The organism is Clostridium beijerinckii, from assembly GCF_018223745.1.
In the GTDB taxonomy this organism is placed as follows: Bacteria; Bacillota; Clostridia; order Clostridiales; family Clostridiaceae; genus Clostridium; species Clostridium beijerinckii.
In genome coordinates this window covers 3,164,218-3,190,780 of the sequence record NZ_CP073653.1, presented here as the reverse complement: position 1 = coordinate 3,190,780, position 26,563 = coordinate 3,164,218, and the positions used below count along the sequence as shown (strand labels likewise).

The window sequence follows — 26,563 nt, the reverse complement described above, 5'->3', positions numbered from 1 at the left end:
ATTAGGCTACGCATATAAAATAGTTCTTTTATGAGAGTTTATGTAAAATAAGCTCTTATTTTATGTTAAAATATAGTTATAATGTATATCACTAGGTGTTAGGTGGAGAGTTTTATGAATGATATATACACAAGAAAAGATATAATATTACCAAAAGAAATATGTGAAGTCCCTTATAGTAATGAAGTTGATTATGCCACATTCTCTAGGGCACTTAGAGATGATAATGTTGTGGCAAGTTATAAGATGTATTGGCTGCTGGCTTTATTAGATGAAATTTCTTTGGGTAATTTTGAAATAGAATTTAGAACATTAATATGTAAAATGGTCGTAAAGGCTTGGTATCCTCTTTTGAAATATAAGTTAAGTTTTGGATTATGTGATAATTTAGCAAAAGTAGCTAATTACATTTCAGATACATATAACTTGGAAAGCAATTATGATGAACGTAAGCTTTTTAACTTTATATATTCATCACAAGATAAAACATTAAATAAAATGCTTAAAGAATTAACTTTAAATGTACCGTATAGATTTTTATCACCATTTTTTGAGAATAAACTTAGAGGTCAGAAAAAAGTTCAAAAGCTCATAGAAGAACTATCCAAAGAAGATAATGAAAGCATTTATGAAATTTATAAAAATAATAAGGATGAAAATTGCATTAGGATTAAAGACAATTGGTGTAATTACTTAAAGTTTAACTACAGAATTATTCAAGGCTGGGCGTATTATAGATTAGTATGCTTCCTGCAAAAGCGCAATCCAAATGTACCAGGTATAGCAATGAAATTAGAAGCTCCTAAAAATAGAGACTTGAGAGAGCAGACAAAGATATGGAAGCAAGTTATAGAACAAAGGCATATAACTGACTTGTATACAGGTTTAGATTTCACAGAAACAAATTATAATGATTATGGTGTTTTAAGCATAGATCACTTTATACCTTGGAGCTTTGTCCTTCATGATCAAATGTGGAATTTAGTACCAACTTTTAAGAATATCAATAGTAAAAAAAGTGATAATTTACTCCAATATGATACTTATATTGATAAGTTTTGTGAAATGCAATACGAAGCCTTCTGTTTTGTAGTTGATGAAAACAGAAAAAATCAAATAGAAGAATATGTACAAGTACTTAAGGTTAATAATCTTAAGAAGTTTAAAAAAGAAAATAAGGAAGAGGAATTCGTTAGAAGAATGAAACAAGAGATTGGGCCAGTTTATGGAGTGGCGGTAAATCAAGGGTTTGGAGTTTTGGAAAAATTTATATGTTAGGTGATTGATAGTGAGAGATATAATTAATTTAATTGAAAATGGACATGAGGGCGAGTATCTAGACTTTAAAGCAAAAGATTATATTGATAAAGGGGAGTTTTTGATAGATATCATGTCAATGGCAAATTCAATGTATGAGGATGATAAATATATAATTATAGGTGTGAAAGATAAGATTAATGGAGAAAAAGAGATAAGGGGAATTGAGAATGAAAAAGAACAGGCAGAATTTCAGCAGCTTGTTAACGATAATATTGAACCTAAAATAAAATTTGAATACAGAATAGTCTCATATAAAGACAAAATTTTAGGGTATTATAAAATCTCAAAAGATAATAGAGATAGACCGTATATAGCCAAAAAACAATATACAAAAGGGAGAAATATTAGACAAGGTGAATGTTATATCAGAAAAAACTCAACTAATTCAATAGCACTAAGGAGAGATTATGATATTTTTTATAACGAAAGAAAAGATATTAAAATATCAATTAAAGATTATATAATAGTTGTTCGAACTATTAAAAATCCAAATTCTTTTGGTCCATATGTAGATGCTCCACTTAAAATAAATTTAATAAATAAAGGCAACTCGAAAATAATTCTTCTAGGAGGATATATCTTAATAAAAGACGATGAGGGAAAAGTAGTATGCCGGAATGAAGTTGTAGGACATAAAAATATTGGCAGAAACTTAGATTTTAAATTAGAGTTAGATCGAAAGGATCAATTCTTAGATGATTTATTTTTGAGTTTTGGTTCCGAAGATTGTGTGCGATTAGGAATGGATGAATATGGAGATTGCTCTAGTTTGTTCAATATAGAAATTATATTAGAAGATACTGAAGGGAATGAGTATAAGGCAAGTCAAGAAGGTGTTGCAATTAAAGCAAAAGGTGATATTTTGCACAAGGTAAGAAGATTAAGAGGCATTAAAGAATTTAGATTTGGAAGTATATTTAAAAAATAATATTAGAGGTTTAGGAGAAAATAAATGTTTTTATACAAAATAAATGAAGACAAGCTAAACGAAATAAAAGAAATACCTTTTAAAAAAGAAATAGAATTACATAAGTTATGTGAAAGTAACCTTGAAAATATATTTGGATTAAAGTTTATTAAAAGAGAATTTGCTTTTAATAATTTTAGGTTAGATACTTTAGCTTTTGATGAGAGTAGCAAGGCTTTTGTAATAATTGAGTATAAAAATACAAGTAGCTTTAGTGTGATAGATCAAGGTTATGCTTATTTATCTCTATTATTAAATAATAAGGCTGAGTTTATACTTGAATACAATGAAAATTGTAATACGACTTTAAAGAGAGATGATATTGATTGGTCACAATCAAGAGTTATATTCGTATCACCATCATTTAATAATTATCAAAAGGAGTCAATCAACTTTAAAGATTTACCTTTTGAACTGTGGGAAGTTAAGAAATTTTCAAATAATACAGTTTATTTTAATAATATTAAGCCATCTAAAACATCTGAATCAATAAAAACAATAAACAAAGCAAATACAAATACTCAAACTAGAAATGTAATTGATGAAGTGATTGTATATACAGAAGAAGATCATTTTAAAAATTCTTCTGAAGAAATAATTGATTTATATAATAGGATTAAAGAATATATAACTTCATTAAATGACAACATCACTATAAAAGCTAAAAAATTAGAGATTGGATTTGTTTATAACAATAAAATTATGATAGATATCCATTTGCAAAAGAGAGCATTAAAGATTTGGTTAAACACTAAGTGGGGAACTATAGATGATTCAAAACACCTTGCAAAAGATATGTCTAAAACTGGTCATTGGGGCAACGGGGATTATGAGATTCAAATGTCTGATGATGAGGAATTGGAGTATATTTTTAGCTTGATAAAACAAATCTATAAATTAAAAATCAATAGAGGATAAAGTTAGTCATACGAGAAGTTGAATTAGCAAGGAAATTTTATAAAGAAAAATAACTAGATCATAAAAATAAGGAAAGTAATGCTTATATATTTCATTTAAAGTTTAATAATAAAAGGGGACTTGCTATTAGTAAAGAAATGTTAAAAAGTACTTGAGTTTTTTATAAATATTGTTCTAGGTAGAGCTTAGAAATATTAACTTTCATGAAAAAATACTTTATATTATTCAGAAAATCTTATAAAAATGATTATAGATAATGTGAATTGTGTTATTTAGTGTTTATAAAAACGAACACCATAAGAATTATAGATAAAAAATATTTTATATAGTACAATTAAATATATAAAAATATATTGGATGAGATATAATGATTTCAGGCGAATTAAAAGAATTGAAGCTAGTTTTATATAATTAATTGAAGTGAGTGAAATAATTCTTACTATTTATTTAAAACTTGAGACTTTAGATAGAAAACAAGAAATGGAGACAAAAGAATGATTACATCAGAAGAGATAAAAAGAAGATTATGGGATGGAGCAAATGAATTAAGAGGGTCAATGGATGCAAGCCGTTATAAGGATTATATGCTTGGGTTAATGTTTTATAAGTTTTTAAGTGATAAAACTTTGGAAACTTTTAAAGTAACTGCAGGAGTAGATAAATTATCAGAAAATGAGTTAGTTGAAGAATATATTAAAGCTAAGACTGAGTACGGAGATGAACTTGAAAAAATGATTCAAGGTGTGTTGGGGTATTATGTATCTCCAGAATATCTTTATCAAACATGGCTTAAGGATATTAATTCGGGGGAGTTTGAAGTTCAAAAGGTTACAGATAGTCTTAATAATTTTGAAAGAACAATAGCTGTATCAGGAGATTCAAGTGACTTTAAGGGATTATTCTCTAGTTCGACTCTTGATTTGACAGACACTGCTTTAGGCAGCAATTTAAATGAACGAAGTAAAAATATTAAAGCACTGATATTACTATTTGCTGACCTTAATATGGTAAAATTGCAAAAAGGTGATGTTCTTGGAGATGCGTATGAGTATTTAATTGGCCAGTTTGCAATGGAATCTGGAAAGAAGGCAGGAGAATTCTATACACCACATCAAGTAAGTGAAGTTATGGCGCAGATAGTTGCAAAATCCTCAGAAATTAAGTCAATCTACGATCCAACAGTTGGTTCTGGTTCGTTACTTTTGACTGTTAAAAAGCATTTGGATAAGGATGTTCAAAGAGATCTGTCTTACTATGGTCAAGAAAAGAATACAGCAACTTATAATTTAACTCGTATGAATCTTCTTCTTCATGGAGTGCGTCCAGAAAAAATGACAATCAAGAATGGTGATACTCTTTCAAACGATTGGCCAGAGGATCCGAAAAATCCTAATGAAGGAGTTCAATTTAATGCAGTTGTTATGAATCCGCCTTATTCAGCAAAGAATTGGAATAAAGCGGGATTAAAAGTAAGTGATCCTCGTTTTGAGGTAGCAGGCACTTTACCACCAGATTCAAAAGGTGATTTTGCATTTTTACTACATGGATTATATCATTTGGGAACTAATGGAACTATGGCGATTGTATTACCACATGGGGTTTTATTCCGTGGTTCTTCAGAGGGAGAAATTCGTAAGAGATTATTAGATAAGAATTATATTGATACAATTATCGGTTTACCAAGTAATCTGTTTACAAATACAGGAATTCCAGTTGTAATTATAATATTAAAAAAGAATCGTAAAATTGATGCTCCAGTACTTATTATTGATGCATCAAATAGCTTTATTAAGGTAGGAAAGCAAAATGTACTTCAGGAAAAAGACATTGCTAAAATAGTAGATGTGTACATGGAAAAGGCAGAGATACCAGGATATAGTCATCTTGCTACACGTGAAGAAATCAAAAATAATGAATATAATATGAATATTCCTCGTTACGTTGAAGCTATCGATACAGAAATTAGCCAAGATGTGGATGCTCATTTGCTAGGTGGAATTCCACAAAAAAATATTGAGGATTTAAAAGTTTTACAAGCACTTGTTCCAGATGTTTTGAATAGCTATTTGCAAACAATTCGTCCTGGATATATAAATCTTACAAAGCCAGTATGTGAATTAACAAGTGAGATTCTAAATGATGCTAGAATCACTACTATGTCTGATGAAATCAAGACAAAAACAGAGGATTATATAAAGCAATATTGGGATGTTTTACGAAATGTTGATAGTTCTACTGATCTTAGAAATCTTATGGAAGAAATGCTTGATAGAATCAAGAAGATCTTACCTGACTATCAATATATTGATATATATGGTGGATATCAGATTATTGCGGAAATTTGGAAAGAAGCATTAACGCATGATACAGAGCTTATTGCAAATGGTGGATTTTATGAGATAGGCCGCAGTCGTGAACCTAAGATGATAACTAAAGGGTCAGGTAGTAATAAACGAGAAGAACAAGATGGATGGATTGGAAGTATTATTCCTAATGATTTGATTGCACAGGAACTTTATCATGCAGAATTAGAAGCAATTGAAAATAAAAGAGATGCTATTCAAGATATAGAAACAGAATTAGCTGATTTGATTGAAGCAGCAAAAGTTGAAGATAGTGTAGAAAATAATGCTTTATATGATGCTTTAAAAAAGAACGAAGACGATGAACCAGGTGATGCTTTTGACAATAAATTATTAAAGGAAGAGTTAAAGAAAGCTGAAAAAGGTTCAGAAGAATATGAGTTACTAAAAAAGGTTGAAACATTAATAAATAAAAAATCTTCCCTTACTAAAGATATTAAAACAGAGGAAAAAGAACTTAAAGATGCAGTTGAGGAACGTATTTTAGTATTAACAGATGAGGAAATAGATAAGCTAATGTATAAAAAATGGTTTGGAAGTACTGCCTTCAAAATGGTAGGCTTAGTGCAAATTCCATTGAAAGCCGAATTAAACACATTACAAATGCTACAGGAACGTTATGCAAATACACTGGATAGTATAGATATGGAAATAGAAAGCCTGATGCGTGAATTTGAAACACTTAAGAACGAATTGGTGGTGAAATAATGAGCGAAAACAAGAAGAACGTACCAAAAAGACGATTTAAAGAGTTCGAAAATGATGGAGGTTGGAAACAGCGTAAGTTGGAAGAAGTATTTGATTTTTCTGTAAGTAATAACACTTTGTCCAGAGCAGAATTGAATTATGACGAGGGCGAAGTTAAGAGCATTCATTATGGTGATGTGTTAATAAAGTATGGTGCTTATACAGACGTTGTAAGTGATGAAATCCCTTATATTACTGAAGGGAAAGTTGCTGATTACAAGGTTCAATTACTTCAAAATGGAGATATCATTATTGCGGATACAGCAGAAGATGAAACAACGGGAAAAGCCACTGAAATAACCAATCTTCAGGATATTGCAGTTGTAGCTGGATTGCATACGATAGTATGTAGACCCATTGTTAAAATGGCACCTTATTACCTTGGATATTATATGAATTCTGATTCATATCATAAGCAATTGTTACCTCTTATGCAGGGAATAAAAGTGCTGTCATTAAGCAGAGGTAACTTGGTAAAAACAACTATAAAATACCCGACGGATAAAGAGGAACAAGCACAGATTGGAATCTTTTTTCACCGCCTCGATAACCTTATCACGCTACATCAGCGTAAGTTAGAAAAGATAAAAGCATTAAAAAAAGCATATCTTACGGATATGTTTCCTGCTGAAGGAGAGCGTAAGCCAAAACTAAGATTTTCAGGTTTTACAGACGATTGGGAACAGCGTAAGTTGGGTGAGGTTGCTATAGTCAGAACTGGATATCCTTTTGACAGCAATGATTTTGATGATAAGGGAGAGTATTTAGTAATAACTAATGGAAATATTCAAAATGATTCGCCAATTGTTGATAGCTCACTTGGAAGCAGGGTAAATTTTAATAATGCTGCACTCAGCGAATATGTGTTAAATCCAGATGACATTCTTGTTACCATGGATGGAACGGTCGGAAGGACAGCAAAGGTGGTAGAACAAAAGCAAATTCTTGCTCAACGAGTTGGGAGATTAACTGCAAAATCAGATCCAGAATTTGTGTACCAGTTTCTCAATACTGGAGAGTTTTTCAAAAAGATGGCATTGATATCTCATGGTGGAACTATTAAACATATATCATTAAATGAAATAAGTAGTTATATATCATGTATGCCTTCGTCAAGTGAAGAACAGACTAAAATAGGTACATTTTTCAAAAGTGTCGACAACCTTATCAACCTCCATCAGCATAAGCTTGAAAAACTACAAAATATAAAAAAAGCATACTTAAATGAAATGTTTATCTGATGTCTAGCCACTGTAACACCTCCACTTCTTTAAGTGTGTGATAACAGTGGCACGACCTTAGTTGAACTTGATTTAGAGGGGAGTGTAATTTATGAGTAATACACCTAAGAATGTTTCTGAAAGGGCTTTTCAGGAGAATTTTGTGAAAGAACTGGGAAAATACAAATGGGAGGCTCCTGATTACTTAAACGGAAGTAAGAAGAAAGTAACGGTATCTGATTTAATTAATCATTGGAGAAGTGAGCTTAATCGTATAAATGCGGATCAACTTGAAGGTGTTGAGTTAACGGATAATGAATTTAAACAGGTAATGGCTAAGGTAAGCCAAATAGGCAATAGTTATGAAGCTGCTAAAATATTATCAATTGAAGAATCTAAAGGAAAAATTGATGGGATTTATCGTGATGATAATCCCAATATAACAAGGAAACAGATTACTTTAACCATATTAAAAAAAGCTGAGGTAAGGGGTGGAGACTCAAGTTACCGCATTGCAAGGGAGGTAGTAACTCCTAATGATAATCGATTTGATATAGTTTTACTAATTAATGGCTTACCTCTAATTAATGTTGAACAAAAACGTACTGATAAGTCGTTAGATGAAGCATATGGACAGTTTAAAAGGTATTATAATGACGGTGAATACTGTAATAACTTCATGGCATTTTCACAGATGATGGTAATAACTACGGAGATAGAAACTTGTTATTTTGCAACACCAAAATCTATCAGTGACTTCAATCCTGCATTTGTTTTTCATTGGTCAGATAAAAAAAATAAGCCAATAAATAATTGGCAGAAAGTAATTGAACATTTTTTAATGATACCTATGGCACATCAAATGGTTGGAGATTATTTAGTCATTGATGAGGATAAAGAAGAAGAAAACAGGAAACACATGCTCATGCGTCCATATCAGGTTTATGCATTGCAAGCAGTAGAAGGTGCTGCTTTTGGATGGGATAATGATGAACGTATACCACATGGAGGATTTGTTTGGCATACAACTGGTTCTGGAAAAACAATTACTAGTTTTAAGACAGCATTGTTTTTATCTACACGTGCAGGATTTGATAAGGTAGTATTTTTAGTTGATAGACGAGAATTGGATAGGACTACTAGTGATAATTTTAAGGCATATGCAGCTTATGAGCCAGTAACGGTTGATGATACAAAATTCACCTATCAATTAAAAAATAAACTTAAATCACACAATCAAGGTATTATAGTTACTACTACCTTTAAGCTTAATGAAGTCGTTAAGGAGTTAGAAGAAGCTAAGGACACTACTTTAGAAGATAAAAAAATTGTATTTATTGTAGATGAAGCCCATAGAACAACAATGGGACAAATGATGGGTTCAATTAAAAATTATTTTAGAAAGAATGGTCTTTTTTACGGTTTTACAGGAACACCTTTATTTGATGAAAATAATATTAAAGGGAAAATAAATGAGAAAAGTGAAGTAATAAACACTACAGAAAAGCTATTTGGACCACAACTTCATGAGTATACAATTGATGAAGCTATTTCGGATGGAAATGTTCTAGGGTTTCATGTAGATTATATAAATACTGGTGAATTCAAAAGCTACGATGATTTAAGAGAGCAGTTAGTAGAAAAAATCAAAGAAGAGTACCCAGAACTTGCAGATAGAGATATTGAACGTAAAGTACAAGAATGGTCTGAAACAGAAGTTGAAATGGAGGCTAAAAAAAGTAATATTTTAATATATCAAGATGAAACACATATTCCAAGAGTTGTTGAAGAAATATTAAATAACTGGGATACTCAATCTCAGGGAAGAGAATTTAATGCTATCTTAACAGTTGCGTACAAAAGCAGAGTAATTGCATTTTACGATGAATTTAAGAAGCAATTAAATGAGCGTGGAGAAAAACTAAATATCGCTATGACATTTAGTTTTGGTAATGAAAATGATCCTGATAATATTTCTCCAGCAATTATTAAAGGAATGTTTAAGGATTACTCTGAATTTACAGGTATTGAATTTATTGCAGGCGATAAAAAACATGGAGAGAATGCATATTTTGAAGACGTAGTGGCACGTGCAACTCGTGGTGGAAGCGGACGTAATAAAAAGAATATAGACCTGGTGATTGTGGCAGATCAATTGCTCACAGGATATGATTCTAAACGATTGAATACATTGTATGTTGATAGATCACTAGAACTGCAAGGATTAATCCAAGCATATTCTAGGACAAACCGTGTATTTGGTAAAAATAAAGAGTTTGGAACAATTGTTAATTTTCAGTATCCAAGGATGACAAAAGAAACAGTAGATATTGCGTTAAAATTATATGGTAGTGGTGGAAGTAGTAGTAAAGCAATCGTTGATACATATACTGTAGCAGTCAAAAAATTCAGTATAAATGCTTTTGAAATGATTAATTCATTACCAGATCCTTCGCAGTGGCAAGAGATAAAAGATGATAAGGAAAAGAAAGACAAGTTTATTCTTACTTTTAAAGATGCAGCTGAACAGTTAAATTTAGTGGAGCAATATTATGAATATAAATGGGATGATAGTACCTTTGGTATTGAAGAGCATACTTGGTTAAAATATGTAGGTGCATATAGAAATTTAATGAGAAATGATGGACCAGGTGATCCTGTACCAATTATTATTAAACCTCTTGTTGGAAAAACAAAGCTCGCAGGAACACAAGTAATTGATGCGGCTCATATACTTGGATTAATTGGCTCGAAAGTGAGTAATGTAGATGGTATTCAAACGGTAGATGGGGAAAAATTACGTATAATTTATGAGCAAATTCAAGAACTGAGTGATATGGGTGAGGATAATAAAGCACATTTGCTAAAGGAATTTGTAGATACTCAATTAGTACCTGGAAACTTGTCTTATAATTTAAATTTTGATGAAGCTTTTGATATTTGGAAACAGAAAAAATTAAAAGCAAACATTAATGAATTGGCAGACGAATGGGGAATTGACAGAGACTGGCTTTTCAAATCTGTGAATGCATTTTCGGTGGGACAAGCTGGACCAATACCATATATTGATGAATTAACAAAAAGTGTGGATTATGATAAGGCAGCAGATAAATCAGCAGGCAACAAATTAAGGCATATGATGACTTTAACAAAGAAATTGCCAGAATTTATTGCTGAAGCAAAAGAAAAATATGATTAACATAAAATAGTTTATACTTAACTAAACAGAGTAATATTAATAAAGATTGTTTGAAATGACCAAGAAAATAAGTTTTCTTGGTCATTTTCACTTCTGTTTTCGAACAACGTAAGGGTTAAAGACTTTGTAAGCGTCAAGGAATCGATGCGTATTAGAAGTACAAATTAAGTGATAAAATAAACTCGGCAGAAAACTTATTCTCTGTTGGAACAACTTTATATAGAAATAATTATTTGGTAGACTTAATATATATTTTAATTGGAATATTCTTAGATCATAGCATACATTTTTTAAGAAATCACTTTCCTTGGCTCTTGCATTTGCAAGGATTTCAAACAAATAGACTAAATATTTTTCTGCTGTTAAGTCATTGGCCTTTAGAGTGTAAGAGAGTATGTGTAAACTTCATTTAGAAATTCCATACAATTATATATTGAAAAAACTATACATAAAAAGTGCATAAATTCCTACATTTCCATGTTGGAACTTTTATGCACTTTCATATTAACATTTACAATTTTACATCTGGAAGACATATTTCGCAGCGTCGTTCCTTCATGAAAGAAAGTTCAATGCATCAATTATTAAATTACATATTGAATGATGCAATAAAAAACGTTATTGATATTTTACATTTAGCAGTAAAAGCTTTATGTGAAACCTGATAATGGACAAAATATACATGGATTGTTGTTTTTAATACAGATATTACTACAACTACTAAAGAAGAAATATATCATCTGAATCTTAATGAAGCAAATCTTTCTCTTGTATTTTCTATGTGGAATGACTACAAGTAAGTATATAAATAGTATCTTATGTTTCGAAAAGGATTAAGTATAAGCTCTAATATATTCAGTCTTTCGATGAAAGAGCTTTCAGTATTATGATAATGAATATTTAATCATAGGTTCTCATAATTGGCTGAGTAAAAAAGGTCAGAGGAGCAATTCACGACAAGAAGTAAGATGTATTTCGAGAGATAGAGGTATGATTAAATTATTAATGGATAAATGGAAATAGCGTTATTTAGGTGACTTTATTGGAATAAAATAGAGAAGGTAATTAAATGATAAAACTTAGTAAGGAAGAGATACTGAAAATTAATATTAAAATTGACAATGCGAATTTAAAAGTGGAGGTCTTATTATAATCAAAAAGTCTCCATTTTTGATATTTGTATGTTAATTATTACGAAATGAATATTTTTAATAAGACCCAGTGTTTTTATATAACGAAGAAATGTATTAAATATGAAATTTTTATAAAAAAATGCTATAATGTATATAATGTTTAGAAATTGTGTATTTTAGAAGGGACTACTATATGAAGGGCAAAGATGATAATTTAAAAGATTTAATTAGAAGAGCATATAAAAAATTAAAATCTTTTTCTTATTATGAAAATAGAAATGTTTTTTTGAAAAAGAGAATTGTAGATTTTGAAAAGAAATATGAGTATGAGTTAGACAAAAAATTCGAGGAATTAGAATTCATTATAGAAAGTGGGAATATAGAAGAGTTAATAGAAAATAATGGGCCTGAGAAGAATTTCATGATTAGAATATTACCGAAGAGTATACAACATGACGATGATGCAATCATATCCAACAGTATCAATGAAAATGATTATTTTATTGATAAAGTAATGTATTACTTAGATATATGTATTGAAGCACAAATTATAGGTGTTTTATGGATAATGCTATTAGGAAAAGATATTGAAAAGACTTATGATAAAAATACAGCAGGAAATGAATTAGAAGATAATATTTTAAGGGATAATTTAAACTTATTTAAGCCTTATTATACTCAATATAGTAAATGGAGAGATGATGCTGTAAATTTGGTTGAAAAAAGAATGGATGATAAGAAGAGAACTATTATGATGTCATTAGATGTTAAAGAATACTTCTATTCAACTAATATTGATTTTAAAAATAAGTTTAATGATGAAATCAAGGCGATTATCAAGAAAAAGAACGCAAGCTATACTAGAAGGAAAGCATATGAAAAAATTAATAATTTCATAGAGAAAGTTATAGAAAAGTATTCGAGCGAAATTTCAAAGGATAAAAGAAACTTATTACCAATTGGGTTTTTACCGAGTCCTATTTTATGTAATTGGTATTTGAAAGATTTTGATACAGAAGTTATTAAAAAAATAAATCCGTTATATTATAAGAGATATATTGATGATATAATATTGGTTTTTAATGGGGATTTTATTGATTATGAAGACGTAAAGAATAACCAGTTGGAAGGCTATTTATTAAATAAACTGTTCTGTAAAAATGGATTGTTTAGGCCAGCTTTAATGATAGGTAAGGAAGATAATAAAGAACAGGATATTGAGAACATTTATGAATTAAATACCCAAGAGGATATATTAAAATTTATCAAAAAAGTTAAAAGAGAAAACATTCATTTAAAGAAAAGTTTTTTAAATGAAGTTATTAAAATTTTAAGAAAATATGATTCAAGTAAAAAAGATTTAATAAAGCAAATTGAAAATAAATATGATTATATAGTTTATTCGGATTGGAAAACTGATGAACAGATGCGTAAAATATTAAGAGAAATTTGTGAAAATAAAGAAGTAGTAACTAGGTTCTCAAAAGAAGGAATAGATAATGTAAAATTAGATAATTCAGATTTTAAGAAAATATTTTTAATATCAAGTTTATTAAATAAAGATGATAAGAATGATTCGGGTGCTAAAGTATGTATACAAGATGAAAAAATTAGGGTATATGATTTTAAAGGAAATGGATCTAAAGCAATAATAGATAATTTTAAAAAGGAATTATTAGAAAATGCAAGTGCTTTTAAATTTTTACCTGAGAAAAATCAGTTGATTGATAGTTTTGATAGAAATGTTTATAAAATTTCTTATAAAGATAATTTAAGTAAATTATCTAATATGGAAAGGGCAAAAATAAGTAGATACGAGATTTCGAAATTTTTAGCTAGTATAATTTACTCAGATAAACTAGAAAACTCTGAAGATACAAAAGATGTTGATGAAAAAATTTTATGGATATTTAAGAATCCAATAGCTATTGAATTCTATTTCTTATGGAACAAAGTCTTCATATACTATCTATTGAATAAAAAATATAAATATGTTAAAGATATATTTTCTAGTATATATTTGTCAATAGAAAATTTAGAAGTAAAGCAACATAAATATAATTTGAATAAATTAAAGACTCGTAGAGAGATAAAAAATCTAATTAGAAGGGATTTAAGAGAATATCTAAAAATAGTTTTATCTATGACATATTCTATTAATGATGAACTTTTTTTAGAATCTCTTAAATGTGGACAAGAAGGTGACAGTAATAAAGGTGGATTTTCAGCAGAAGATTCAAAAATATATAATGAATTAATAAAAGATTTGATTGGAAAAGGGATAAATCCCAAGCGTACTAATATAAAGGGAATTTTTACATTAAAAGAAGAATTTAGGAGATCAAATATGTTCAATCATTCAATAGTGCATCAACCATTGATGAATTATTGTTATAGAAAATACGATAAGGATGTTCCAATTAATTATATTACTAATGTTGGAATGTTGCCAGATATAAAGTCAGATATGAGATGTTTTAAAATAAATAATAATTATTATGAATGTTTTGCTTGTATAAATAATATTAAGTGTATGGACGATGCAGACTATGAAATATGTAAGAAATGTATTAATAAGAAATTTAAGAAAGAAAATAAGGATATTAAAAAAACCAGAGATGATAATCAAAATAGTAGAAAAAATGATGATGAATGTCTTGTTGAGATAACTGATTTTCATAAGAATTTCAATCCTAGATATGTGCATCTGCACGAATGTATTTTATTTTATATTAATCAATTAATGGCAAGAGGAAAAATAGTTAGTGGTGAAATGGAGATTAAAAAAGGAATAGAGTTATTTAAGGTAATTAATAATTTTAGTGAAGAATTTAAGGATATTGAATCAAAATTTTTAAACGCAATTAATATGCCAATACAGATGGAAGAAGGAAATAGTAGTGGTAGTGAGGAAGATAAGGTCCGAAATGTAGATGAGAATGAAGAACGAAAGAAAAAGGAGTTATTTGAATGCACACATCTAAGATATTTTAATAAAAATGAATATCTTTTTATTCAAAAGGATATTAATATAAACTATATTGAGGCGAACCAAAATAGAAAGGATAAATTTAAGATTGCTATAGTTAATATGAACGTAGAAGAAGATAATTTGAAAAAAAGCTTTAAAAAGGTTCCTAATCTCGAAAGCAGTAGACTTGAAAATTTGAATAAATTATTAAATTATTCAGTTAAAAATAATGCAGATATGATTATATTTCCAGAAGTTAGTATCCCAATGCAGTGGTTGGATGTAATTGCGAAGTTTAGTGAAAATCATGATATCGCTATAGTATGTGGTTTAGAACATGTTATATATGAAAATGGATTATGCTGTAATTATATAGTTACCATATTGCCTGATCAATATAAGGAATATAAGTATGCTGTAATAAAGCTTAGGTTAAAAAATCATTATTCACCAAATGAAAAGGAGTGGGTTCAAGGATATGGATGGAAAGAGCCTCAAAAAGAAAAGAATTGGAAGAAAGAATATGATTTGTTTAGATGGAAAGGCGTAGATTTTTCAACATTCAGTTGTTTTGAGTTAGCTAATATAAAAGATAGATCCCTATTTTGTTCGTATGTAGATTTACTTATAGGAAGTGTTCATAATAAAGATGTAAATTATTATTCTAATGTTATGGAGTCTTTATCTAGAGATGTTCATTGCTATTTTGCTCATGTGAATTATTCTAGAATGGGGGACAATAGAATTATTAAACCAGCATCCACTAATGAAAAAAACATTTTGCAAATAAGTGGAGGTATTAATGATACAGTGCTTATTGGAGAAATAGATGTTGCATCATTAAGAGAATTTCAGTGCTTAGATTATAATTTACAAATTGCGGATAAAAGATTTAAGCCTGTTCCACCAGAATTTAACCGAAATAATGTAAAAGTTAGATGCAATTTGCCGCTGTGAAATGAGGTGTGAAAAGGTATGTATTATGAAAAAATAGAAGAATTTATAAAAAAATATAGGTGGATATTATATTTGTTGTCACCAAGCTTTGCAGTTTACAATCATCTTAAAGATGAGAAAAGTAATATTAATTGGAAAGTACATAATGGGAATTTAAGTAATTTGATGAAGGCTTTATACTTATCATTGACTATATTTATACTTACAATATTTTCGATTTCTGATTTAAAAAATATAGTTAATGCTAATCCAGAAGGATTTTCAGGTAGTAAACTTGCATTTTTAATCATAAATATTATTATGGCTGTATTATGTTGGCGTTCAATTTCTTTTAAAAATAAATACTTAAAAGAAATAAAAGAATACATATTAAGTAAAAGTAAAATTTTATATGTGGTTATAAAGAATATAGAAGTTATATATATTTTAGCTGCTTTTACACTAATATTTACATATATTTGTAATGAGGATTTTCGGATTGCTAGTGTAGAAATGTACATGCTTGCTATTTTAGTATATTTTTATGGTGTGTCTAGGCCAATACATTTCTTTTTAGTTTTTGTACCAGATTTAATAGTAAAAATGGAGAAAAATAAAAAGAAAGATGAAAAAGGCAGATTAAGATTAGTAATTATAGCTGTATTAAGCTATGTAAATATTATATTAGATTACGTTGTACTATATTATGTATTAAATATATTTGTATATAAATACTTTAACGGAATAAATATTTTTGATAATAATATCGGTAATATTATTGATATGTTATATTATACAACAGATTGCGATACTCTTTTAGCAAACAACTCTTTAATGAAATTCTATTCAGTTATATTGAAATTAAGTAGTGCAGTATTAATAACAGGAAACTTAGCTCTTTATATAAGTATGGGAAAAGAGACAAATCTACCTGACAATCAAAATGATGATGATACTATTTATTATATATAGATAGATAAAAAATATAAAAGACTTAGGACTTATGTTTATAAAACTAAATATATATCCTTAAGTCTTTTTTATTATAGTTAGTTATAAATGAGGTATATGAAACTCAATCCATCATAAAATATCATATAATCAATATTTTATGAGGAAGTATGAAAAAATTATTCTATACAGAAATTAAAGATTCTACTGAAGAAAGAGACATTGAATTAGTCTATAAAAATAATATAAAAGCTCATTTTAAAAATTCTGAAATAACATATCCCTTTAAATGTGATGGCTATTTAGAAGAAACTCTAATGTATGATGATGTAACAAAAGTCTTAAGACTTATTATGGAGTTTAAGTATGGCTTGGATTTTAATATTCCAATTAATAGAGCCAAAGTTTTAGTTCAGGTCATTTTTTATTTAAAGAAATTTACTTTAAGAGAAGATAAAAAATATATGGACATGCCAAATGTAATTTTAGCTGGTGATAAAACTACTTGTTTTATTATTAGTTCTAGTGATGTTGAAAATTACTTAGAGAGAAATTTAGATTGGAGCATAGCGCCTTCAGAATCACCTAATAAATATAAGGATTTAACTCTTGAAATAAGTAATAATAAATCTCTTAATCCTATAATTTTTAATATTGATAAAAGCTTTAAATTTGAGCGTGTAGCTCTAGATATTAAAAGATTAATAATTGATATTAAAACAAAATTCAAGGTTACAGAATCTAACATATTAGAAACTTATGACTACTTTATTGAGCGTATAATAAAAGATCCATCCAAATGTTCTGCATCAGATTTAGTACAATGTTTTATTGATACTATTCTTGGTGAAGTAGAGATATCTGAAAAGAAAAATAGTAAATTCATTGCCAAAAAAGATAGGCGTATAGAGATAGATTCATATAATTATAAACAATTTGAAGAAGAGTATTCGGTTAAGTATTCTATGGAAGAAAAGAATAGATTTATATCTATTAAGGACAGGCTTACTGAAGATACGAAAAGAAGATTTAATGGAGAATTTTTTACTCCTACAATTTGGGTAAATGAAGCTCATAGAGAGCTCTGTTATGTCTTTGGTGAGAATTGGAAGGAGGAATATGTAGTATGGGATTGTGCCTGGGGTACTGGCAATTTAACAAGGGATTATTATTTTAAGGAATTATATTGTTCAACCTTGGATAAAATTGACCTTGAACTTGGAGATAGTTACAATAAAACTTCTCATAAATTTGTATATGACTTCTTAAATGACAATCCAGAATTACTAACCTCCAATAAAGTAAACAATTCTTTAATTCCTAAGTCTTTATACAAAGTATTTCTTGAAAATAAGCCATTATTATTTTTTATTAATCCACCCTTTGCGGAGGGAAGTAACGGAAAGCAAGGTGATAAAGAAAGTAAAGATGGTATGTCAAATACAAAAGTTAAGTATATGATGGTAAAAGAGGGCTTTAAGAAATCATCTCAACAGTTATATATTCAATTTCTTTATAGAATATTAAAATTTAAACAAATATTTAATTTAGATAATTTAAACATAGGAATCTTTACACCAACCTTATTTTTATCAGGAGAGAGAAGTGAAAAGTTTAGAGATCTTTTTCTAAGGAACTTTAAGTTTGAAAGAGGTATTGTATTTAATGCAAGCTATTTTTCTAATGTTTCATCACAATGGGGAGTTGGATTCTCCATATGGAGCTCTGGTGAATGTGAAGAAAAGAATAATTTTAAGTTCCTAATTAAGGAGTTAAGTGATAACGGAAAAATAGAAAGCGTTGGTCAAAAGGCAATATATAATTTAGATGAGTCAGAAAGATTGTCCTCATGGATTAATAATAAAAAGTTCACGAATAAGATTGAAACTATAACCTTAAAATCTGCAATGACTCTTGATAAAAAAACAAGAATGGTGGATGAAAATGCAATTGCCTTTCTTATGAATGACAGCAATAATGTATATGCTAATACTCAAGGAGTATATATATTATCTGCACCGGTTACAAGACATGTCAAAATTACTCCTATAACAAGGGAAAATTATAAAAAGTGCTGCTGCTTATTTACTGCAAGAAAAGTAATCAAGTCTAACTGGCTTAATCAAAAAGATAACTATATGATTCCGAAGACAAACAACCTGAAATTTAAACAATATGAAAGTGACAGTATAATATATTCAATCTTTGCAAATGAAAATGGAATCAGCTCCTTTAGAGATATAAAAACAGATAATAAAGAATTTAATATTAAAAATGAAATGTTCTTTATGAGCCTAAAAGAAATTAAAGATTTAGCTAATATTAATAGAAATGAAGCCATATATAATGATTGCTTAAGATTTAATAAAGAAAGCTTTATGTATGAAGAATTAAAAGAGATTGAACTTTCAAAAGAAGGAAAGCTAATCTTAGAAACAGCAAGAAAACTAGTGTGGGAAAGCTTTAAGTATAGAGATGAATTTAATAAACTTCATCCTAAATACAATATAAATACCTGGGATGCTGGCTGGTATCAAATTAAGTTTCTTCTTAATGAATGTACGAAGAAGGATCTAGAATTATTTGAAGATATGATTAAAAGTTTTGAAAATAAACTTAGGCCACTCATTTATGAGTTGGGATTTTTAAAATAATAATAGCAATATACACTAATATTCTATAATAGCATATGATTTTAGGCGGTAAATTAATAAAAACTTGATTTACTGCTTTTTCATATGTACCAATATGATACAATTTTGCATAAGTAAAATATTAGATAATTACAGACTTCTTTAAGAGATCAAAAAAACTATGTGAGCTTAAATGGAGTTAATATTCAAAACTTAGTAAAGAAGAAATACTGAAAATAAAAATATAATATTCAAATATTAAGACTGTCTACTAATGGAAGTAAAGTATAAAGGAAGCTTAAGAATAATTTGGCTAAACTGTTTTATTATTAAATTTTGTTCTATATTGTGAATATAATCCAACAAATCTAACCAAGTATTATTTCTTGTGTTAGATTTATTTTATGCAAAGAATTTAACAAGTATATTACAAATGATGGAGAATAAGGAGTAATTATGCTATAATTTTTGATAATAATCTTTTTATTATCGAAATAAGGATAATAAAAATAAGCTTAATATTAACTGAAATTATTTAAAGAAGGTGGGTATAAATGATATGGGGTTTATTTCGAATTTATTAAATATAGAAGGTTCAGAATTTAAAAGTATTACAAAGCCAACAGCAATTAAAGATTTTATAGGAGAAAATGATAATTTAAAAGTTTTAGAGGTGTTATTATCAAAGTTAAATAACGATGAAAAAAAGGAATTAGTTAATAAAGAAATACGAGCTATGAAAAGAGGATTACAAGGAGAAAAAACAGTTGATTTCGAATTAAAAAATTGCATATTACCTTTTCTATATTTACATGATATAAGAATTGAATATGATGGGCTAGTCTCTCAAATCGATTATCTACTTATAACAAAGAAATATATTTGTGTTATTGAGACAAAACAGCTTTTGGGAGACGTAAATATAAATAGTGATGGAGAATTCATACGAGTTTATAAGAACAAGAATGGATATGAAAATAAGGAAGGTATGCTTAGTCCCATTGAACAAAATAAAAAGCATGTGAATCTAATAAGAAAAGTTCTTAAGGAAGTTTTTGAATGTGATAATGTACCTTTAAGATCTCTTGTTATAATGGCTAATCCAAAAGCGATAATAAGAAAAAAATATGCACCTGAAGAAATCCAAAATCAAATAATAAGAGCAGAAAAATTGGGGAATTACATTGAAAATTTAGAAAATGAATTAAGGAAAACTGTTTTCAAAGAAGAAATGGCCTTTAAAATAGCAGATTACTTTAAAGAAAAACATACACCTATAAATATAGATTATGAAGCAAAGTTTGGAATTACAGAAGAAGATTTTAGTAAAGAAGCTAGTATCAATATTGTAGAGAAAAGTATTTGTGAAGTATCTGAAGTAGATTTTAACGATATTAAAAATGTAGAAAAATCAAGTAAAAAGAAAATAGATGAAACGGTTGAATTAAGCGAGAGTGATAGTCAGCTTGCAGAAAAATTAAAACTCTATAGAAATGAAAAGGCAAAAGAAGAAGGATATAATGCTTTAAAATATCATTATGTTTTTTCTGGTAGCACGATTAATAATCTTGTTGAGAATAAGCCAAAAACAACGGAACAGCTGTTTAATATTAAAGGACTAGGTGAAGTAAAGATTAATAAGTATGGAAATGATATTTTAAAGATTATTGAAGAATATGTTGCAAATGCGGATAAGAAGATTGATGATGAATCTAATACTAAATGGGAATTAGAGATGAGAAATCAATTAAAGAAGTTTAGAATAGAGATAGCTAAAAAAGAAAGAATTAAACCATTTATGATTTTTAAAGATGAACAAATTGATGAATTAATTAAAGTTAAGCCAAGAACAAAGGATCAGCTTTTGGGAGTAAAGGGCTTTGGAGAAATTAAGGTTGATAAATATGGGGAAGGAATTCTTAATGTATTTAATATAGATATTCTGTATTAAAATCCATAGATAAACTGAAGAATATGTCCGAAGTTATGAAAGTACTCATTCTAAGGAATTAGTATTAAAAAACTTTTGAAGTTAGTTTACAAATAATTAAGTTTATAAAAGGGAGTCAAAGAGTTATGCGTAAAGATAATTTACTTAGAGAGGAAACCCTAATAAAAGAGGCGGGCAAATTAATAAAAGCAAATAAAATGACTCAAAAATATCATAATATTAGCTTTAATATTTTTACGGCACTAAATATTGAGAGAGATGAAGTGTTTACACATTCTAATTTGATTTATGCCTTATTAAATCCTAGAGAAAATCATGGAATGGATGATACATATCTTAATCTATTCTTAAAAGAAATTGGCATTTCTAAAACCTTTTTAAATTATTCATGGGCTGTTGAAAGAGAATGGGTATTTGAAAATGGCAGAATTGACTTTTTTCTTAAATGCGAAAAGATGTGTGTAGCAATTGAGATGAAAATTGATGCAGGTGATCAAGATAAACAACTATTTAGATATGAGGAATATTCAAAAGGTGTAAATTCTAATTATTTAATATATTATTTGACTTTAGATGGAAAATATCCTTCAGAACAAAGTGCAGATGGCATGGATAAGAGATATTTAAGATGTGTAAGCTTTAAAGAGCATATATTGAATTGGTTAAAAGCCTGCTTAGGAGCAACTAATCAAGATATGACTCCTCACAGTTTGATAGAACAATATTTATATCTTATTGAAAAGTTAGTAGGTGAAGAAAAAATGGCTGAAGCTATGAAAAATCTTATTAAAAATGCAGATGATTTAATGGCTGCTATTACTATAGCTAATAGTTTAAATGAAATAAAAACTGAAGTACTTGTTAATTTTATGGACGAGCTAAATGAGCAATTCATTAAGAAGAAAGTAGACCCTATTGAATATAACAGAGAAGACGCTGAAGCATATTATAAAGGAAGTTATGAGCCTGGTTTAGTATTTAAAATTAGAGAATACACATTAGCTGGCGGTAAAAAAGTAAATTTTTCAATATGTATTGCAGTTGAATATAATCTATATTATTATTTCGCTTTTATGGAAAAGCATGAAGATGGATTTTATTATTGTATAAATAGGGAAGCGTTTCGAAAGGAACATAGTAAAGTATTTAATGAATGTAATGATGCAATAGTAAATATTTTAGGAGAAATAAAACGTAAAGGATCAGGTAGTCTTTTATGGGAATACGTTCTAGATAATAATGGTCGTAATTATGATTTTAAGCATTTTTCAGATAACTGTGTGGAACTTAAAGATAACTATGTAGAAGAGGCAACAAGGATTGCAGATATTATAATTAATTTAAAAAAGGCTGTAGATAATCAATTACTTTAATATGATGGTTATTAAATTTTTATAGATAAATTCTATTATTTTAGCTAGTTTTATTGCCAAAATATCTATAATTTTTTAAAGCTAGTCACATATTGAAAACTTATGATTAATCAGCTATAATGTTGTTAATAATCAGAACAAAAGATAAAAGATAAGGTAAGGTTACTAAGATGAATAAAACTTTAAAAGAGTTAAACCTTGAAGATGATTTCCTATTTGCAAAAGTTATGAGCGATAAAGAAATCTGTAAGGAATTATTAGAGAAGATTTTAGAGATTGAAATAGAAAAAGTAGAAATGGTTGAAGAACAGAAAACTATAGATTTGTTACTTGAAAGCAAAGGTATTAGACTTGATGTCTATGTTAAAGATGAAAATAATACAATTTACAATGTTGAAATGCAACGCGGAAAGCATAAAAATTTACCTAAAAGACTACGATATTATCAAGGAAGCATCGACTTAGACCTAATAAGTAAAGGTGAAGATTATAGAAAACTAGCTAAAAGTTATATTATTTTTATTTGTACATTTGATTTGTTTGATAAAGGTCGCCATAAATATACATTTCAAAATGTATGCCTAGAAGATAATAGTATAATGTTAAACGATGAAGCTCAGAAAATAATATTAAATTCCAAAGGAATTATGAATGATTTAAGTGATGAGCTATTAGAATTCCTTGCTTATGTAGAAGATTCAACAGATGATAAGGTAAAGCATGCTAAAGGAAATCTTGTTAAGAATATACATAGAAGAGTGAAGGAAGTTAAAAGTGATATTTCAGTGGAGGTGGAATTTATGACTTTATTGGAAAGAGATAGAGAGAAAATTGAAGAGGGAAGAGAAGAAGGGATCCTTTTAACAAAAAAAGTTTTAAAGCTTTCAAATTCGGGATGTACAATAAGCCAAATAGCAAAAGAATGTAATATATCTGAAGAGGAAGTAAGAAGAATACTAGAATAATAGGATGAAGAAAGCTAAGAGTTATTAACTGCAAGGGTGGGGGATATGCAATTCCTAAAAGAGTACGAAGCACAATTTGGAATTTATAAACAATTGGAAAGAGATATAGAGAAAATTGAAGAAGGAAAAATAGAAGGATTAAAAGAAATTATTCGGGATAATTTGAGGGAACTTGGAAATGTGAATAAAAGTGGATCTGTTTTTTGAAGATAGTTTGCACCCAGAAAAAAGCAATATCTTAAATCCTATAGGGATTTATTATAAAGATTCATGAAATGGAAACTAACATAAAGAACCAATTAAAGTATGATCAACGCACTTTATTTGGTTCTTTTATTATTACAATAAATAAAAAAATGAAGATTATAGTAATTGAGTGAACCTTTATTTCATCTCCCTATGATATTCTAAGTATCAAAGGGGGGATTTACAAATGAACTTTTGAAGAAATAGGTAATTGCATGAATTAGCAAATGTTTTAATCATCTAAATATGGAATACGTTTATTTTGATAAAGTTAATTACTAATGGGAAGATGGATTAGTGGATGAAGTTAGAAGAACATATCCTAATACTTTTGTGAAGATTCAAATATTAGATTCGCATTTAGAAGGAAATAATAAAATTATAGATGATATGGCAATTATTAAAGCTATAGATGATAATAAAAGTGCAACAAAAGAACTTATGAATTGCAGTGAAGGTACAGTAGTGTACCATACAGCTAATGAAAATATAATTATTGAAGTGAAGAATATTAGAGCTTATAGAGGTAGAATATAAAGATGGACTCTTATTTGCAAATATAGAAATTAATTATAATTTAAAGATATGGTTAAAAACTTAGAAGATAAACTTATACCATTGATTTATAATGTGGGATTTTTAAATTAATGCCTATATTAAATTTTTGATATATTAAAAATTATAGCATTAGAATTTAGCAAGTTGATAGATATATAAATAATAATAATTGGACATTGAATTAGATAAGCTGAGATTTTCTTGAATTTAGAGAATCTCAGCTTTTTTCGATAACTATAAATAATTAAACATTACATATGATAGAGAATTAGAGTGGATTATGCTATAATTTGTTTACAATAAATTCTAATATAGGAATTATTATTAAGGAAAATTACAGAGTTGCAGATGTAGATCATAATTAAGCTTTTATTTTAGATATGCTAGAAAAAGAATTTGAAAAAGGGTAGGGTGGAATAATGTCAGTAGAGAAGTATATTAAAGAAAATGTTAAAATCCTTGGAGATAAGGTTTTTATAGCGCCAGATATACCGGAAAAGAAAATAAATGGTGCGATTTCTGGTATGGCACAAGGATTGAATCCAGATTATGTTTTAGCTATTGTAGACACAACAATATTTGGCAGCGCTAAAGAGGGATGTTTATTTACAGGAGAATATTTATATACAAATGCATTAGGAGCTGACACTGATAAAATTCAGTTAAGTACAATTTCTAAAGCAGAATATATATGTACTGAAGTAAAAAAAGATAATGGAAAAATCGAAGAAAAGAAGGAAGTTATTTTTCATTTTAAAAATGGAGAAAGCAAGAACATTACTGATAATATTAGAGGTATTTCATATGAAAATTTTACAGAATTAATTAATGGAATAGTTGAACAAGCACAAGATGAGAGTGACTTTGTTAGTACATCTCAAACTTGCCCTTTGTCAATGATGGATATAGGTATAAAGAAAGCTTACATAAAATTAGTTTGTAACTTTACTTTTTCAGATGATAATGAGATAGATGCTGAGGAATACGCAGAAATTATATCACTTATTGTAAGAATTGAAATGGATGCAGATGACCGATTAGAAATAAGAGGATATATGACTGATCATACTAATGTCGAAAGCAATGAAGAGTTATTATCTTATTTATCAGAAAATGTAGAAGAAGTAAGTTATGACGTAGTTAAAAAATCTTTATTAAAGGATATTATCTATATTTTTAGAAAAAAGAATAAGGAACTAAGTTGGAAGGAAAATCAATTTATTGTTAAGTTACATAATGATCTAGAAATTGACGAGGAACAAGTTGAATATATTGTGACAGCAATAAAAAATGATGAAGAGATATTGGCTCAAAGGAAAAATGACACAGAAATTACGAAATCTATGAAGGATTTAGCATCTAAAGCAACTGCTGTTGGTGTTCCATTAGCTGCGGTTTATTTATCAGGATCAGTAATGGGGGTTAGTGCTGCGGGCATCACGTCAGGACTGGCATCACTAGGTATGGGAGGCATACTTGGATTTTCAAGTATGTTTACTGGAATAGGTGTTGCTGTATTACTTGGTGTTGGAACATATAAAGGTGTAAAGAGAATTACTGGATTAAGTGATTTAGAAAATAATAAACAAAGAGAAATGATGCTTCAGGCTATTATAAGAAATTCACAAAGGTCATTGAATTATTTAATTGAAGATGTTAATGAAATTACTAGAAGATTACAAATAGAAATAGAAAAAGGATTAGAATCGGAAGTTAAAATTAAAAAGATTTCTGCAATGATAAGCATGTTAACTAAAGGTGCACAAGTTACTTCAGATAGAATCCAATATGCAGAAACTGAAAAGATCATTAGTAAATTACCTGAAAAATTGGATCTTACACGTGTAACTGAATTAACAGAAGGAGCAACTAAGGAAAAGATACGTGATTTAATTTTATCTTGTTATCTTAAGAAAGAAATAACAAATGAAGAGGGGATTACTTCAGATTATATGGTATTAGATGATACAATTCCATGTAATAAATTACAAGAATTACATGATGCTTTTGAAGGAATTGGCTACTTTAATGTTGGGGATGCAGCAATAGCATCAGTAAAGGGCGCAGCAAAAAGCTTTATGAAAAGTATAATGGGATAATGCTGGAGGATTT

Annotated in this window: 15 protein-coding genes; all 15 read left to right on the top strand. The window is 28.3% G+C overall.

Going from position 1 to position 26,563, the window contains the following annotated elements; all coding sequences use genetic code 11:
• Nucleotides 1–114: 114 nt before the first annotated feature.
• The 15 genes from KEC93_RS14365 to KEC93_RS14295 all read left to right on the top strand — a co-directional run bounded on the left by KEC93_RS14365 (nt 115) and on the right by KEC93_RS14295 (nt 26,550).
• Nucleotides 115–1,278, top strand: coding sequence for an HNH endonuclease domain-containing protein (locus KEC93_RS14365; protein WP_077869191.1), 1,164 nt, complete (start codon nt 115–117; stop codon nt 1,276–1,278).
• A gap of 10 nt (nt 1,279–1,288) precedes the next feature.
• Complete coding sequence (locus tag KEC93_RS14360) at nt 1,289–2,248, top strand: AlbA family DNA-binding domain-containing protein (protein ID WP_207652960.1); 960 nt, start codon at nt 1,289–1,291, stop codon at nt 2,246–2,248.
• A 24-nt stretch (nt 2,249–2,272) separates the two neighbouring features.
• A complete protein-coding gene (locus KEC93_RS14355; protein ID WP_077869190.1) occupies nt 2,273–3,205 on the top strand; it encodes a DUF5655 domain-containing protein in 933 nt (310 codons plus the stop codon).
• Between the two features lie 494 nt (nt 3,206–3,699).
• A complete protein-coding gene (locus KEC93_RS14350) occupies nt 3,700–6,276 on the top strand; it encodes a type I restriction-modification system subunit M (RefSeq protein ID WP_077869189.1) in 2,577 nt (858 codons plus the stop codon).
• A complete protein-coding gene (locus KEC93_RS14345) occupies nt 6,276–7,556 on the top strand; it encodes a restriction endonuclease subunit S (protein WP_077869188.1) in 1,281 nt (426 codons plus the stop codon). The genes KEC93_RS14350 and KEC93_RS14345 overlap by 1 nt, the downstream gene beginning before the upstream one ends.
• Nucleotides 7,557–7,647: 91 nt before the next feature.
• Nucleotides 7,648–10,734 carry a type I restriction endonuclease subunit R gene (locus tag KEC93_RS14340; RefSeq protein ID WP_077869187.1) on the top strand — a complete coding sequence of 1,029 codons (3,087 nt, stop codon included), beginning with the start codon at nt 7,648–7,650 and terminating at the stop codon, nt 10,732–10,734.
• A 1,326-nt stretch (nt 10,735–12,060) separates the two neighbouring features.
• Complete coding sequence (locus KEC93_RS14335; protein WP_077869186.1) at nt 12,061–15,795, top strand: reverse transcriptase domain-containing protein; 3,735 nt, start codon at nt 12,061–12,063, stop codon at nt 15,793–15,795.
• Between the two features lie 18 nt (nt 15,796–15,813).
• On the top strand, nt 15,814–16,746 hold the full coding sequence (locus KEC93_RS14330; protein WP_077869185.1) for a hypothetical protein: 933 nt from the start codon (nt 15,814–15,816) through the stop codon (nt 16,744–16,746).
• Between the two features lie 149 nt (nt 16,747–16,895).
• Entirely contained in the window at nt 16,896–19,379 is a 2,484-nt protein-coding gene (locus KEC93_RS14325; RefSeq protein WP_077869184.1) for a hypothetical protein, read from the top strand.
• A 538-nt stretch (nt 19,380–19,917) separates the two neighbouring features.
• Nucleotides 19,918–21,309: an HRDC domain-containing protein gene (locus KEC93_RS14320; RefSeq protein WP_077869183.1), complete on the top strand. Its 1,392-nt coding sequence runs from the start codon at nt 19,918–19,920 to the stop codon at nt 21,307–21,309.
• 125 nt (nt 21,310–21,434) lie between these two features.
• Nucleotides 21,435–22,682 carry a PDDEXK-like family protein gene (locus KEC93_RS14315; RefSeq protein ID WP_077869182.1) on the top strand — a complete coding sequence of 416 codons (1,248 nt, stop codon included), beginning with the start codon at nt 21,435–21,437 and terminating at the stop codon, nt 22,680–22,682.
• A gap of 170 nt (nt 22,683–22,852) precedes the next feature.
• The gene (locus KEC93_RS14310; protein ID WP_077869181.1) at nt 22,853–23,647 is read left to right on the top strand and encodes an Rpn family recombination-promoting nuclease/putative transposase; all 795 of its coding nucleotides are present in this window, start codon (nt 22,853–22,855) and stop codon (nt 23,645–23,647) included.
• A gap of 45 nt (nt 23,648–23,692) precedes the next feature.
• Nucleotides 23,693–23,854 carry a hypothetical protein gene (locus tag KEC93_RS14305; RefSeq protein ID WP_023976877.1) on the top strand — a complete coding sequence of 54 codons (162 nt, stop codon included), beginning with the start codon at nt 23,693–23,695 and terminating at the stop codon, nt 23,852–23,854.
• Nucleotides 23,855–24,190: 336 nt separating this feature from the next.
• Nucleotides 24,191–24,430: a hypothetical protein gene (locus KEC93_RS14300; RefSeq protein WP_023976876.1), complete on the top strand. Its 240-nt coding sequence runs from the start codon at nt 24,191–24,193 to the stop codon at nt 24,428–24,430.
• Nucleotides 24,431–24,870: 440 nt separating this feature from the next.
• On the top strand, nt 24,871–26,550 hold the full coding sequence (locus KEC93_RS14295) for a hypothetical protein (RefSeq protein ID WP_077869180.1): 1,680 nt from the start codon (nt 24,871–24,873) through the stop codon (nt 26,548–26,550).
• Nucleotides 26,551–26,563 lie beyond the last annotated feature (13 nt).